Origin of the sequence: Nostoc cycadae WK-1, assembly GCF_002897135.1 — a bacterium.
Classification (GTDB): Bacteria; Cyanobacteriota; Cyanobacteriia; order Cyanobacteriales; family Nostocaceae; genus Nostoc_B.
Genome location: NZ_DF978433.1, coordinates 136,961 through 152,438 on the forward strand (window position 1 = coordinate 136,961; position 15,478 = coordinate 152,438).

General features: G+C 36.2%; 10 protein-coding genes. 8 read left to right on the forward strand and 2 right to left on the reverse strand.

The window, feature by feature from the left end; translation table 11 throughout:
- Positions 1–14: 14 nt before the first annotated feature.
- Both psaX and lipA read right to left on the reverse strand, forming a co-directional pair.
- On the reverse strand, positions 15–152 hold the full coding sequence (gene psaX / locus NCWK1_RS19395) for a photosystem I protein PsaX (RefSeq protein WP_096584468.1): 138 nt from the start codon (positions 150–152) through the stop codon (positions 15–17).
- A 135-nt stretch (positions 153–287) separates the two neighbouring features.
- Entirely contained in the window at positions 288–1,193 is a 906-nt protein-coding gene (lipA, locus tag NCWK1_RS19400; RefSeq protein ID WP_096584470.1) for a lipoyl synthase, read from the reverse strand.
- 334 nt (positions 1,194–1,527) lie between these two features.
- On the opposite strand from lipA, the gene NCWK1_RS19405 reads away from it, so the two are divergent.
- From NCWK1_RS19405 to NCWK1_RS19440, 8 genes are all read left to right on the forward strand, one after another.
- A complete protein-coding gene (locus NCWK1_RS19405; RefSeq protein ID WP_103125853.1) occupies positions 1,528–2,178 on the forward strand; it encodes a response regulator in 651 nt (216 codons plus the stop codon).
- Positions 2,179–2,713: 535 nt separating this feature from the next.
- The gene (locus NCWK1_RS19410) at positions 2,714–8,338 is read left to right on the forward strand and encodes a trifunctional serine/threonine-protein kinase/ATP-binding protein/sensor histidine kinase (protein ID WP_103125854.1); all 5,625 of its coding nucleotides are present in this window, start codon (positions 2,714–2,716) and stop codon (positions 8,336–8,338) included.
- Positions 8,339–8,366: 28 nt separating this feature from the next.
- A complete protein-coding gene (locus tag NCWK1_RS19415) occupies positions 8,367–9,518 on the forward strand; it encodes a DNA cytosine methyltransferase (RefSeq protein ID WP_103125855.1) in 1,152 nt (383 codons plus the stop codon).
- Between the two features lie 179 nt (positions 9,519–9,697).
- Positions 9,698–10,378 carry a deoxyribose-phosphate aldolase gene (deoC, locus tag NCWK1_RS19420; protein ID WP_096584478.1) on the forward strand — a complete coding sequence of 227 codons (681 nt, stop codon included), beginning with the start codon at positions 9,698–9,700 and terminating at the stop codon, positions 10,376–10,378.
- Between the two features lie 128 nt (positions 10,379–10,506).
- Positions 10,507–11,418 (forward strand): DNA repair protein RecO, encoded by a 912-nt coding sequence (gene recO, locus NCWK1_RS19425; protein WP_096584480.1) that lies wholly within the window; start codon positions 10,507–10,509, stop codon positions 11,416–11,418.
- Positions 11,405–12,988 carry an MFS transporter gene (locus tag NCWK1_RS19430; protein WP_096584482.1) on the forward strand — a complete coding sequence of 528 codons (1,584 nt, stop codon included), beginning with the start codon at positions 11,405–11,407 and terminating at the stop codon, positions 12,986–12,988. Before recO ends, NCWK1_RS19430 begins: the two co-directional genes overlap by 14 nt.
- A 338-nt stretch (positions 12,989–13,326) precedes the next feature.
- Positions 13,327–14,475, forward strand: a complete 1,149-nt coding sequence (locus tag NCWK1_RS19435; protein WP_103125856.1) for a glycosyltransferase family 4 protein — start codon at positions 13,327–13,329, stop codon at positions 14,473–14,475.
- A gap of 31 nt (positions 14,476–14,506) precedes the next feature.
- The gene (locus NCWK1_RS19440) at positions 14,507–15,133 is read left to right on the forward strand and encodes a Uma2 family endonuclease (protein ID WP_103125857.1); all 627 of its coding nucleotides are present in this window, start codon (positions 14,507–14,509) and stop codon (positions 15,131–15,133) included.
- Positions 15,134–15,478: the final 345 nt, after the last annotated feature.

Here is a 15,478-nt window from a genome sequence, read left to right on the forward strand (position 1 = left end):
CCAACTCATTCTGACTATTGAATGATGTTGAAGTAGTAGGCTGCTACTAAGAAGTTAACAGCTAAAAGCAGCAATGCCCAACCTGTACGAAATGGGTAGGGCGGTTTTGCTCCACTGTCTGCAACGGGGGAATTCTTGCTTTGAGTAGCCATAAAGGGTTCTCCTAAATGTCATGACTTTTTCAGAAATACCAAATAGCTGCACCAATTAGCCACATTCGTTAAAAATATTTGTCTAGCGAGGGAAAAGTGCTGTTAGCGGTAGCGGGGCGTTCAGTCCGTGCTGAGTTAAGTATCTTCTCCTGCATGATAGGAACTGCGAACCAGCGGCCCGGAACGAACATGGCTGAATCCCATTTTCCATGCTAGGCTGCCCATCTGCTCAAATTCCTCTGGAGTCCAGTATCTTTGTACTGGCAGATGATCTAAAGAAGGACGCATATACTGACCAATAGTTAAGCGATCGCATCCTACAGTTCTTAAATCTGCCATTGCTTGGATGACTTCTTCTATTGTCTCTCCATGTCCCAGCATTAAACCAGATTTGGTGGGAATAGTCGGGTCAATTTCTTTAACTATAGCCAAGACTCGTAGTGAGCGATCGTATTTTGCCCCCCGACGCACTGGGCCTGTTAACCTTTGTACTGTCTCAATATTGTGATTAAAACAAGCGGGTTTAGCTGCGACAATTATGGCAATTCGTTGACTTTGTAATACCTCTGTTGCACCTGCGCCACCCCAAAAATCAGGTGTTAATACTTCAATCTGGGTTTCTGGGTTTAACTGCCTGATAGTTGCCATTGTTTTGACAAAGTGTCCAGCACCTTGGTCTGGCAAGTCATCTCGTGCCACAGAAGTCAGAACTACATAACGCAATCCCAGAAGCTGCACTGCCTCTGCTACCTTTTGTGGTTCTTCTGAGTCCAGCGGCATTGGTGCATGGCCTTTATCAACTTGACAAAAAGCACAAGCACGGGTGCAAGTTGACCCCATTAGTAAGAAACTAGCCGTTTTTTGGGCATAGCACTCTCCCCGATTAGGGCAACGTCCTTCTTCACAGATGGTATGAATTTGGCGCTGCTTAATAATATGTTGAACGGTGGAAATTTCGCTGGCTTTGCCAATAGGGCGACGTAACCAGCTAGGCATGGCTATAATTTCTGACTTAAATTGGCCTGGTTGTAACGAAGTCATAAATCCTAAGTAAATTCCAAGATAAGCTGAGGTAGGTTTTTCTACATTCAGGCTGATGTTTCCGGGTTTTCCTCACCGATAATCTCACACCCCTGGATTTTTCGTCTCACTGCCTCAGTTTTATCAATAAAACAAATTTCCAGGTTTAAATATCACCACGACATAAACTACTCCATGTACGGGAGCAAATTTTAGAAAATACTGTTAACAAAGCTATTTATACCGAAATATACTATCCCCCAATCCATAAAAAATTTAGATATAGTGGGATGACTCTCAAGGTCAAGCGGCATAGCCGTGATTAAACTTAAAGTTTCTGTTAGAGAAATCAGTCGTGGCCAGCAACAAAATTTTAGTTATCGATGACACTACCGTTGTCAGGGTAAAAGTACGAGAAATGTTACCTCCGGGTAATTTCGAGGTATTAGAAGCTAAAGACGGGGTGGAAGGTCTCAATTTTATTCGTCAAGAAAAACTCAGCTTGATCATGTTAGATTTCCTACTACCAAAAATGAGTGGTTGGGAAGTTTTTCAACAAATTCAAGCCCATCCTGATTTAAGAAAGATTCCTTTAGTGATCATGTCTGGTCGTAAGGAAGAAGTTACCGAAAAAATCCCGGAACCATTTGAATACTTTGATTTTCTAGGGAAACCATTTGATAAAAAGCAATTGATTGATGCAATTAAATCAGCTATGGCTAAGGCCAAGCTACCGCGTCAAGAACCAGCTTTAGTGGGAGCCGTTGCGGCTAAAAATGGTGTTAATACAGGTGTAGCTAGTACAAGTTCGATCGCTGATCATGACACAATAGCTACGGTTAATGTTAACAACTCTCCTTTACAAACAACACCTAATGTTGAAACAGCTTCTTTAGCAGAAATTCAAGCGCTGAATGAGAAAATAGTTCAAATGCAAGCTGAAATAGATGGTTTGAAAAAGCAGTTAGCTCAGGTCGTAACCTTTATTAAACAGAAAATTAAGTAAAATTCAAACTGAATTTTATCTCTGTTACATTTAATAGTTTGTTGTCAAAATTCTCATTCAATTTGGGTTAAAAGAGCAGTCTTTTCTAGTTAAAAACTAGAATAAGTACTAGCAATGCGTAAATTTCTTGAAAGTAATAACATTACTAGTAGCGAATGCTTGGGATTCTTAATTTAGTAGAGGTATTACCATACATTATCTCTACTAAATTATATTTTTGAAGATAAAAATTTATTTAATGCTGGTTTTATTTTAACTTATACCCTTAATAAAGATGCAATTTATCAGTTGTTGTAGAGACGTTGTATACAAAGTCTCTACATGATTTATCTGGTATAGTCTTATATTAAATTGGTATTAAAAATATTATTAAATAATACATATTTTTTAGTTTTTATTAATAGTTTATGTGTTAATTGCATAACCCAAAATTTTTATAATTAATTTAAAGAACAATTTTGCTTTCCCTATGAGATTAAGAATTGATTTATGGGAATACTGAAATAATAGTAATTAAACTTAGGCACAAGCTGAGATGTTAACAGTATCAGACACGATATATCCTATAGTTGGCTATCAAATTACTGAGCAAATATACTCTGGTAGCAAAACCATAGTTTATCGTGGTGTTAGAGAACAAGATCAAAAAGCTGTTATTCTCAAACTGATGCGGAATGAATATCCGACATTTACAGAAATTGCTCAATTTCGTAATCAATACACTATTACTCAAAATCTAGAAATTCCTGGAATAGTCAAACACTATAGCCTCGAAAACTACCGTAACGGCTATGTTTTGATCATGGAAGATTTTGGTGGTATATCTCTCAAAGAATGGCGTTCAACAAAATATGCAATCGGTGAGATTTTTCTTTCATTAAACGAATTTTTTGATATTGCTATTAAAGTCACAAAAACTTTAGAACTACTCCATCGCCATCGGATTATTCATAAAGATATTAAACCTGCTAATATTTTAATTCACCCAATCACTGGAGAAATCAAACTAATTGATTTCAGTATCTCTACACTTTTACCAAAAGAAATTCAATCACTTACTAACCCTAATATTTTAGAAGGTACTTTAGCTTATATTTCTCCCGAACAAACGGGACGGATGAATCGAGGTATTGACTATCGTAGTGATTTTTATTCTTTAGGTATAACTTTTTTCGAACTCCTGACTGGAAATTTACCATTCATCAGTTCTGAACCGATGGAGCTAGTTTATTCTCATATTGCCAAAGAGCCACCAAAAGCAAATACTGTTAATGCCAATATTCCATCAATTCTCTCTGAGATTATTAGTAAATTAATCGCTAAAAATGCCGAAGATCGCTATCAGAGCGCTCATGGACTCAGACATGACTTAGAAATCTGTCAAAATCAATGGCTAGAAACTGGAAAAATTTTGCCTTTTACATTAGCACTCAAGGATATATCTAGTCAATTTGTTATTCCAGAAAAACTGTATGGACGACAACGTGAAATCGAAACTTTACTGAGTACTTTTGACCATGTAGCTAGTAATCAAACAGCAATAATTTTAGTCACAGGGTCGTCTGGTATTGGTAAAACTGCGGTAATTAATGAAATCCATAAACCAATTGTTCGGCAACGTAGTTATTTTATTAAAGGTAAATTTGATCAGTTTCAACGTGATATACCATTATCAGCTTTAATCCAAGCATTACGAAATTTAATTGGGCAATTATCGGCAGAAAATGATGCCCATATTCAAGAATGGAAAGATAAAATTTTGTCAGCACTAGGAACACAAAGTCAGATAATCATTGATGTGATTCCTGAATTAGAAAGAATTATTGGTAAACAACCACAGATTGTAGAGCTATATGGCAGTGCAGCCCAAAATCGTTTCAACTTATTATTTCAAAGATTTATTCAAATTTTCACAACAAAAGACCATCCTCTAGTCATATTTCTCGATGATTTACAATGGGCAGATAATGCTTCTTTAAAATTTATTCAATTATTAATGAGTGCAAATAACTCTTCAGATATTGTTAGTGAAACACATGATATAGATGAAAACCAAGGTAATATCTTACTAATTGGTGCATATAGAGATAATGAAGTTTCTAATATACATCCTTTAGTTTTGGCATTAAATGAAATTAGTGAATCGGGAACTACACTTAATCAGATTCAACTTCTACCATTAAATCAATCTAGTTTAAACTATTTGATTGCTGATACGCTTCGTTGTTCTGAAGCCTTATCTATACCTTTAACACAAATGGTGTTTACTAAAACTCAAGGAAACCCATTTTTTGCTACGCAGTTTCTTAAAGGATTATATGATGATGGACTTATAAGTTTAAATTTTGAACTTGGATATTGGCAATATGATCTAGGAAAAATTAAAAATATAACATTTACAGATGATGTCGTAGAGTTTATGGCAATCCAAATAGAGAAATTACCACAAACTACTCAGAATATTCTACAGCTTGCTGCTTGTATTGGTCATGAATTTGATTTAAAAACTCTCGCAATTGTCTTTGAAAAATCTGTTATAGATACTGCATCAGATTTATGGCCATCATTAATCGATGGTCTAATAATACCTCAAAATGATGGATATATTTTTTTAGCGAATGATGATTGTCATAAATTAGAGATAATTAACCATTCTACTATAAATAAATCAACAATTAATGATTACCAACTTCCTAAATATAAATTTGTTCATGACCGTGTACAACAAGCAGCTTATTCTTTAATTGCCAAGGAACAAAAGCAATTAATTCATCTAAAAATTGGCTTGCTTCTATTAAACAACATCCCAATCGAAGAAAGAGAAGAAAAGATTTTTGAACTGGTTAATCAATTTAATATAGCAGTAGAGTTTATTACCAATCAGACCCAGCGTGATGAACTAGCCATAATGAATCTCACTGCTGGACGTAAAGCTTTAGCTTCAACAGCTTACTCAGCAGCATTTAAATATTTAGATACAGGAATTAAACTACTCCCAGAAAATAGTTGGGCTAATCAATATGAACTGACTTTAGCTCTCTGCGAAACAGCAGCAGAGGCGGCATATTTAAATGGTGATTTTGAACAAACAGAGAAACTTGTTCAAATAGTTTTGTTAAATGCTAAAACCATACTAGATAAAGTAAAAGTAATTGACATTACTATTCAGGCATACGGAGCGCAAAACAAAGCATGGGAAGGTGTTAAAGCTGGACTAGATTTTCTGAAGTTATATAGAGTTGAATTTCCAGAAGAACCTAGCACGTCAGATATTGAACAAGCAATCAATGAAACAGCCACATATTTTATTAATCGAAGTATCGATAGTTTAATAAATCTGCCAAATATGGAGGATGCAGAAGCACTGTCAATAATGCGTATTTTATCTAGTATTATTGCATTAGCCTACACTGTAATTCCTGAACTTTTTCCCTTAATGGTTTTGAAACAGATAAATTTATCTATTGAATATGGGAACTCTTCTTTCTCTACCTATGCGTATGTTTGTTACGGACTCATATTATGTGGTGTAATAGAAGATATTGAATCTGGCTATAAATTTGGGGAATTAGCTACAAAATTATTATCTAAATTAAATAACAAAGAAATAAAAGCTAAAGTTATTCAGACATTTTCTGCCCATGTCAGACACTGGCAAGATCCTGTTCGTGAATCTTTAAAGCCTCTTTTAGAAGCTTACTCTGCTGGTTTAGAAGTAGGAGATTTAGAATTTGCGGCATATTCTTTAAAGGCATCTTGCTATATTTCCTACTTTAGTGGTAAAACACTAATTTCTCTAGAAAAGGAAATAGCAAACTACAGTTATGCCTCCAAGCAAATCAAACAAGATAGGGTATTTTACTGGATTGAAATTTATCGACAAACTATTTTAAATTTAAAAGATAATGTTCAAAATCCTTGCTATTTAATTGGTGATGCTTACAATGAAGAAAAATTAATTTCTCTTCATGTACAGGCTAATGATATCAATGCTCTTTTCTATTTATATTTATGTAAGCTGCATTTATGTTATTTACTAGGAGAATATACTCAAGCAATTGATCATGCTGTAAATGCGAAACAGTATTTAAGTGGGGGAATAGGTCAATTTGCATTGCCTCAATTTTTCTTTTATGATTCTCTAGCTTGGTTGGCTATATATCATGATGTTGAGCTATCTAAACAAACCCAAATATTGACTAAGGTTTCAGCTAGTCAAGAAAAAATGCGGAAATGGTCGCTCAATGCTCCAACAAATTATTTAAATAAATTTTATTTAGTAGAAGCTGAGAGATGTCGAGTTTTAAACCAGTATCTTGAAGCAATAGATTTCTATGATCTCGCTATTTCTCTATCAAAGGAAAATGAATTTATCCATGAAGAAGCTTTAGCGAATGAGTTGGCTGCTAATTTTTATTTGGTTTGGGGTAAAGAAAAGATTGCTAAACCTTACTTGATTGATGCTTATTATGCTTATGTGCGCTGGGGAGCATTAACTAAAGCTCAATATTTGCAGAAACGCTATCCTTATTTACTTGTTGGCATTATCCAAGAAGAAAAACTCAGCCAATATCTCAACCAACATAGCGAAGTAGATTTACATACATCTCTAACTCACAATATACAAACTTCTCTCAGCAGTAATGAAACTGTTGTTAGTTCTCACACTAGTATTTCAGATATGCTAGATTTGGCATCTGTCATTAAAGCTTCGCAAGCTTTGTCAGGAGAGATTAATCTTAAAGATTTGTTGTCAACTTTGATGACAGTTGTAATGGAGAATGCAGGTGCTTCTAAATGTGTTTTAGTTTTGAATGAAGCTGATAACTCAGGCTTTACTGTTAGTGCTATCAGTTCTCTTACTAATTTAGAATTTATTCATACAGAATTTCCTTTAATTTCTTTAGAGTTTTGCAATGATGTTCCAATCTCTGTAATCAACTATGTTAAACGTAGTCGAGAAATATTAGTGATTGATGATGCTATAACTCAAGCATTTTTAGCAACAGACCCATATATTCTCCGTGAACAACCTAAGAGTCTGTTGTGTATTCCTATGATTAATCAAAATCAATTGCTGGGGATACTTTATTTAGAAAATAATTTGGCTACTGGTGCATTTACAAATAATCGCTTAGAAGTTCTCAAACTTTTAACTAGCCAGGCTACAATCTCTCTTGAAAATGCTAAACTTTATGACAATTTAAACCAAACTAAGCAGCAATTAGAAGAATATAACCATAATTTGGAAGATAAAGTTGCAGAAAGAACAAACGAACTTAAAGATAAAAACTATAGCTTACAACAAGCATTACAAGAGCTACAAAGAACTCAGGCACAATTAATTCAAAGTGAAAAAATGTCTTCTTTAGGTCAAATGGTAGCAGGCATTGCCCATGAAATTAATAATCCAATTAATTTCATTCATGGCAATATTATTCATACCAGTGACTATGTTGCTGATTTACTTGAATTAGTAGATATATATCAACAAGAATATCCTCATCCAACACCAATTGTTACTGAAAAATTTGAGGAAATAGATTTTGATTTTTTAGTAGAGGATTTACCAAAAACTATCGATTCTATGAAAATGGGAAGTTCGCGCATTCGTGATATTATTTTAGGCTTGCGTAATTTTTCTCGCTTAGATGAAGCAGAAATGAAACCTGTTGATATTCATGAAGGTATCGAAAATACTTTGATGATTTTGCAAAATCAATTAAAAGAAAAAAGCAACTTACCCGAAATACAATTAATTAAAGAATATTCAGTTTTACCACAAGTAACTTGTTATGCAGGTCAATTGAATCAAGTATTTATGAATATTCTGAGTAATGCTATTGATGCTTTAAGAGGTAGTTTCGCAAATAATCAAAGTAAGCAAAATCATGATCATCCTCAAATTATGATTTGTACAGAATTAACAGAATATCAGACTATTAAAATTAAAATTACTGATAATGGGAATGGAATACCAGAAGATATTCGTCAAAAAATATTTGACCCATTTTTTACCACTAAAGCTGTAGGAAGCGGTACTGGTTTAGGTTTATCCATTAGTTATCAGATTGTAGTTGACAAACATCAAGGAAATTTAATTTGTAATTCTGAATTAAATCAAGGAACTGAGTTTGTAATTGAAATACCAATGCGATAAATTTAATGTGTACTAATTAAAATAGATCATGACTAGCGATCGCCCTGCCATTTTATCATTTTTTGCTGGTGCAGGTTTCCTGGATTTAGGCTTTGAAGCTCACGGCTTTAATATTGTTTATGTCAATGAAATTTTTTCCCCTTTCATGGCATCATATCGTTATTCCAGAGAATTACTCAAATTACCCCTGCCAGAATATGGATATCATCATGGAGAAGCAGGAGACGTAAGTCAGCTTGTTGAAGGAGTACAAGCACAACGTTTATTAGAACTAGTCCATGATTGTCGCAAGTCTCATCAGATTGTAGGTTTTATTGGTGGGCCACCTTGCCCAGATTTTTCTATTGGGGGTAAGAATAAAGGATATTTGGGGAATAATGGTAAGCTTTCTTCTATTTATATTCAAATTATTTGTCAAAATCTGCCTGATTTCTTTTTATTTGAAAATGTTAAGGGTTTATGGAAAACAAAAAAACATCGGATATTTTTTGAATCATTAAAAAGACGGTTAGAGCAAGCCGGTTATTTTTTAACTGAACGCTTGATTAATGCCATTGAATATGGAGTACCACAAGATAGAGCCAGAATTATTCTTGTAGGATTTCACAATCATTGTATTAAGAAAATCGAGATAAAACATTATCAAAATATTTTTGATTGGCAAAAACAAATTATCTATTCTCAAGCAAAAGTTTTGGCCGATTATTGGCCGCGATCGCAATTATTTCAAGAAAATTCTATATTGCCTTGTCCTGATAACATTATTCAAGAATTAACAGTTGAATTCTGGTTTAGAAAAAATAATGTTCTGCATCATCCTAACGCTGAACATTATTTTCAACCAAAAGCCGGCATTCAGAAATTTATAACTGTGAATGAAGGAGATGATTCTAAAAAATCTTTCAAACGTCTGCACAGATGGCGTTACTCTCCGACGGCTTGCTATGGCAATAATGAAGTACATTTACATCCTTATAAAGCAAGAAGAATATCTGTAGCAGAAGCTTTAGCTATACAATCTTTACCAGAAAATTTTGTATTTCCTGAGCAGATGTCTCTGACTAATATGTTTAAATCAATTGGCAATGGTGTACCGTACTTGGTATCCAAAGCATTAGCTAAAACTATGCTTGATTTTTTTGGAATTAACTCAGACAAAACTTTTGATTTACCTCAATAGTAAACTGCCTCAAGGTTAATGAATTAGTTACAATAATTAAATAAACTTGAAATCACTTTACTTATTGAGCTAGATAATTAGCCTAGCTTGGGGATCAATTCGTAGTCAATGTGGTTTAATATATAATAAATGTCTTAATTTTTTATAAAGCTTAATAATCATTCATAGGCAAAAGCTCAATGGCAGCAGACTATCCAGATATTGATATTGCGCCATTTATCGATCACGCCCTGTTAACGCCAACGGCTACTCCAGAGCAGGTTGAGCAATGGTGTGAACAAGCATATAGATTTAACTTTGCGGCGGTTTGCATTTACCCCACCTATGTTAAGCAAGCAGCAGAACTTCTCAAAGGGAAAACGCCAAAAGTTTGTACGGTGATTGGCTTTCCTCATGGAGCAACAACTTCAGCCGTTAAGCTGTATGAAGCTCAAGAAGCGGTGGAAAATGGAGCTACTGAGTTAGATGTTGTGCTTAACTTAGGTTGGTTGAAGGTGGGAAAAACCAAGGAAGTTCACCAAGAAATTGCCGAGATTTGTGAAGAAACTGGGCAAACAGTCAAGGCGATTTTGGAAACCAGCCTGCTGACAGATGCCGAAAAAAGACTAGCGGCAGAAATATGTATGGATGCAGGTGCAGCATTCCTCAAAACAAGTACAGGTTGGAATGGTAGTGCCACAGTAGCAGATGTGGGGTTTTTGAAAGAAGTAGTCCGAGAAAGAATAGGAATTAAAGCTTCTGGGGGTATTCGGACACACGAGCAAGCCCTAGACTTAATTCTAGGAGGTGCTACAAGATTAGGGACATCTCGTGGTATCGATTTGATCCGCCAGCGAGATAATCTGGAGAAAGGGGAATAGTCATTTGTTTTTTGTCATTTATGAGCCACTGGATTAGACGGGTTCCTCGGCTTGTAGCAAGTGGTGTCCTCCTCAACTAATGACTAACAACAAATGGCTCATGACTAATGACTGATGGCTAATGATTCATGAGTAAAACTTATAAAGCAACTGGTATTAATCTAAAAACTCAGGTGCTAGGAGAGTCAGACAGAATAGTGACAATTTTGACACGAGAGTTCGGTTTGATTCGAGCCGTTGCGCCAGGCGCACGCAAACACAACTCTAGCCTTGGTGGTCGGAGTGGAATGTTTGTGGTCAATGAACTACTGATTGCTAAAGGGCGATCGCTCGATAAAATTACTCAAGCACAGACGTTAAAAACATATCCCGGTTTAGCTAAAGACTTAGGGAAATTAGCCGCAGGTCAGTATTTAGCAGAAATAGCCTTGTGTCAGGCTTTAAGTGAACAACCTCAAGAGGAACTTTATGAGTTACTCAATGAACACCTTCACCAGTTAGAAATTCTACCGAAAGCCGAAACATCAGCTATTTACGCATCCCTGGCTCTTGGAGTATTTCAACTTTTAGTCTTAGCGGGACTAACTCCTCAAATCCAAGTATGTTGTTTAACTCAAGGCTCCCTAAAGCCAGACTTTGCCAATCCCAACTGGCAAGTGGGATTTAGTGTTCCTACTGGTGGTGTGATTTGTTTGGAGGCGTGGGAAAGTTTACGCCGAAAACGGGAGATAGAAAAATGGGAAAATAAAGAGTATTCCGAGTTTTCACCATCAGTAAATTCTTCTATCCCTAGCTACGAGACTGTTGTTCATCGACAAGAAATCCCAGTGATTTCTTATCGACTGAGCGCCAGAGAATTCGCTCTGCTCCAACAACTGCCACAACCAGAGATAATGCAAATTGATGGAATTAGAGATAATGGCTGGTTATCTATTGAGCAGATTTTACGCCAGTATGCTCAGTATCATTTAGGTCACTCTATTCGCTCCGCAACCCTGATCGATTCTTATTTTGCTGCCAACCATGATGCAACCATCTGATTTGGATAGAAAAATCCTACCTTTATCACCAAGCCATACGAAAAAGCAGAGTAGGCCAACAACTCCTGCTGTGACTAATCATTTGAAATCGGTTCCTTCATCTACAAATAGTCAAATTTACAATCACGAAATTTCCAAACCAGATATTTCGAGCAATGGTCAACAGCGGACATCCGAAAAATTAATCAATGTTGCCCCTAGCAACAAAGAGCATAGTTTGCCAGTAGACACTGCACCAGAAAAAGCAGCTTGGAATGGCTCTGGTGGAGAAGCGAAATCAGAGAATGTACAACAGGGATTCTTCCCTGTGTTAAAAAACCCTAATTTCCTAGCACTTTGGGGTGGCCAAGTATTTTGCCAACTGGCTGATAAAGTGTATTTAGTATTGATGATTGCTTTAATTAATACTCACTTTCAAGCAGGCAGTCAAAGCATTAGTGCTTGGGTATCAACTTTAATGATGGCATTTACAATCCCAGCCGTATTGTTTGGTTCTGTAGCTGGGGTATTTGTAGACCGTTGGTCGAAGAAAGCGGTTTTGGTAGCAACAAATATTTGGCGTGGTCTTTTAGTTTTAGCAATTCCTTTTTTGTTGTGGTTAACTCATGATTGGCAACCCATCGGAGTTTTGCCAGTAGGTTTTGCAATTATTTTGGGCGTGACTTTTTTAGTTTCTACACTGACACAGTTTTTTGCCCCAGCAGAACAAGCAGCAATTCCCTTAGTAGTGGAAGAACAGCATTTACTGTCGGCTAATTCCCTTTACACAACAACGATGATGGCATCGGTGATTATTGGATTTGCTATAGGGGAACCCATTTTAGCGATCGCAGATAGTATATGGGCGCAGTTTGGTGGTAACAATGGTTTGGGTAAAGAAATTTTAGTAGGTGGCAGTTATGCGATCGCTGGCATAATTTTAATGTTGTTAGCCACAAAAGAAAAACCCCATGCACCCGATACCGAATTTCCTCACGTTTTCTCAGATTTAAAGGATGGTTTTGCTTACCTCAAAGATAATCATCACGTTCGTAACGCGTTAGTAAGACTGATTATTTTGTTTTCTGTCTTTGCCGCTTTAACTGTTTTAGCAGTGCGGATGGCAGAAGTAATTCCTAACTTGAAAGCCTCACAATTTGGCTTTTTACTAGCAGCAGGTGGCGTGGGAATTGCTGCTGGAGCGACAATTCTTGGACAGTTTGGGCAACGCTTCTCCTATTCTCAACTGGGTTTGTATGGTTGTTTAGGAATGGCAGCATCTTTAATTGGTTTGGCCTTATTTACTACGCAATTATGGCTAGTCTTATTATTTATCGCGATATTGGGAATTTTTGGGTCATTAGTGGGAATTCCGATGCAAACGGCGATTCAAACAGAAACTCCCCCAGAAATGCGTGGTAAAGTTTTTGGACTGCAAAATAATGTAATTAATATTGCTTTGACCTTACCTTTAGCACTAGCGGGTGTAGCAGAAACTTTTGTCGGATTGAAAGCTGTTTTTTTGGGATTAGCTGCGATCGTCTTTTTTGGTGGTATCTTAACCTGGTATAACTCCCGTCAGTATTCATAAACAAATTTCTGCATCACTTGACAAAAGCAAGAATTTATTATTGACTTTGATTTCATGGTAAACTGAACTCAGCAATAATTTAGTGCCTAACTCGCTGGGAATAAACCTGAGATTACACCGAACTAAGTTGTATTCCAAGTTAAAAATTAGCAACTTATTCATTAAAATAAATCAAACCGAAAATCTATTGTTTTCATTAGCTGATAGGCAGTTTGAACAATAGCTTATATCGGTATTTTTGAGTTCAGCATTATCAAGTAAAATCAGGCTCAAGTCAAATACAGCCAAGGCGCAAAACTAATAAATAAAACTAGCTTTCTTATAACTAACTTTAAAGAATGCGTATAGCCTGGATTGGAAAAAAATCACCCTTTTGTGGCAATGTCACCTACAGTCGAGAGATAACGAATGCTTTGCTAGACAGGGGACATGAAGTTAGTTTTCTTCACTTTGCCCAAGAAGAACCTGAACCAGACAACTGGCCAAAATTCCAAGAAGTATCTTTACCCTTCATTTATAAATCTCAGGTTTATACAATTCCGGCGCTAAAAGCGACAAAAGTTTTAACAGAATCTTTAAGAGAAATCAAGCCGGATATCGTTCATGCTTCCTTAACTTTATCGCCGCTTGACTTTGTTTTACCAGAAATTTGCGAACAACTTAATTTGCCTTTAATTGCCACTTTCCACACACCATTTGCCGGGAAAGGTGCAAAACTCATATCAGGAACCCAACTGATAGCCTATCAGTTGTATGCACCTTTTTTAGATAACTATCATCGCGTGATTGTATTTTCGCAAATTCAGCGAGAACTACTTGCACGTATGGGTGTACGGGAAGAAAATATCGCCGTCATTCCCAATGGTGTAGATACAGTTAAATATTCTCCAGGATATTCCACCATTAAAACGGAATTTAAAGCTGAACGCTTATTTGTCTACCAAGGAAGGATAGCCCCAGAAAAAAATGTTGAAGCTTTACTGCGGGCTTGGAAGCAGTCAGATATGAGGTCAGAAAGTAAGTTATTAGTTGTCGGAGATGGCCCTTTAAGACCTTCTTTAGAGCAATTTTATGGTGCAGAATACGGCATCTTTTGGTTAGGGTTTGTGGCTGAAGAAGAACGACGTATCAATATATTAAGGGGTGCAGATGTATTTATTTTGCCTTCTTTAGTAGAAGGACTGTCCCTTTCTTTATTAGAAGCAATGTCTAGTGGACTAGCTTGTATAGCGACAGATGTAGGTGCAGACGGAGAAGTATTGGAAAAAGGGGCTGGTATAGTATTAAGTACGAAAACAGTGCGATCGCAATTAAAAACCCTTTTACCACTGTGTCAAGATCATCCAGAGTTAACAACTCTACTAGGACAAAAAGCGAGAAATCGTGTTTTAGAACGCTATACCCTCACGAAAAATATTACACAGCTAGAAGAATTGTATAAGGAAGTTTTATTACAGCAACCTGTACATCTGAGTTGGGGAGCTTAAAAAAGTTCATCCCTAAACCAACGTAAAAATCATGACACAATCTCTCCAAAAAATATTTACATTTGATGAATTTTTAGATTTTTTGGCAACGCAACCAGAGAATATTCGTTATGAATTACACGATGGAGATATTATTCAAATGCCGCCACCACCAGGGCAACATGAGCAAATAGTGGCATTTTTAACAATGATTTTAGGGTATGAGTGTCTTCGTCTGAGACTTAATTACGGTATACCTAAAACTGCTACAGTGAAGCCAGAAAATAAAACATCAGGGTACTATCTAGATGTTTTATTAATGAATTTTTCTAACTTGAGCAATGAACCATTGTGGGAGAAACAATCAGTCCTGAGTTACCCAGATTCAATCCCATTAGTAATTGAAGTAGTCAGCACTAATTGGAGAGATGATTATCATAAAAAGTTTGCTGACTATGAAGAAATGGGTATCCCAGAATATTGGATTGTGGATTATGCAGCTTTGGGTAGTAAGGAATTGATAGGCGACCCCAAACAGCCAACAATCACAATTTACTCTTTAAGTGATGAGGGAGAATATCGTGGTAAACAGTTTAGAGGCGATGACCGTATAGAGTCGCCAACATTCTTAGATTTAAATCTCACTGTTCAGCAAATTTTTCACTGTGTTATTGAGTGATGGAAGCACGATCCTTCCAAACTGATTGGGAGCGAATTGATGCTATATATTATGTCACTACTTACACAAGCTCTAGAAAGAATTTTGGTGTGGCTGCAAGCTAACTGTCCATCAGTTGTTTATCCTATTCTTCTGGTTCTACGTCAGGAAATTTACTCAAAACTTGCTAAAATCTCTCCCAACTACCACGTTTAGCTTTTTCTTCTAAATAGTCTTTAGTCATCCATGCGGAAAACTGTGCTGATAAGGAAATAGCTACCAGTTGTTCAATAGAAATATTTTCTTTGACAGCTAAAGCTTCAATTTGTTTATACAACTGACTTTTCCCGTTAAGTCTCTTTTGCA

Coding starts and splice junctions, on each gene's coding strand:
- psaX (WP_096584468.1), bottom strand. CDS start 152: ATGGCTACTCAAAGCAAGAATTCCCCCGTTGCAGACAGTGGAGCAAAA.
- lipA (WP_096584470.1), bottom strand. CDS start 1,193: ATGACTTCGTTACAACCAGGCCAATTTAAGTCAGAAATTATAGCCATG.
- NCWK1_RS19410 (WP_103125854.1), top strand. CDS start 2,714: ATGTTAACAGTATCAGACACGATATATCCTATAGTTGGCTATCAAATT.
- NCWK1_RS19415 (WP_103125855.1), top strand. CDS start 8,367: ATGACTAGCGATCGCCCTGCCATTTTATCATTTTTTGCTGGTGCAGGT.
- deoC (WP_096584478.1), top strand. CDS start 9,698: ATGGCAGCAGACTATCCAGATATTGATATTGCGCCATTTATCGATCAC.
- recO (WP_096584480.1), top strand. CDS start 10,507: ATGAGTAAAACTTATAAAGCAACTGGTATTAATCTAAAAACTCAGGTG.
- NCWK1_RS19430 (WP_096584482.1), top strand. CDS start 11,405: ATGCAACCATCTGATTTGGATAGAAAAATCCTACCTTTATCACCAAGC.
- NCWK1_RS19435 (WP_103125856.1), top strand. CDS start 13,327: ATGCGTATAGCCTGGATTGGAAAAAAATCACCCTTTTGTGGCAATGTC.
- NCWK1_RS19440 (WP_103125857.1), top strand. CDS start 14,507: ATGACACAATCTCTCCAAAAAATATTTACATTTGATGAATTTTTAGAT.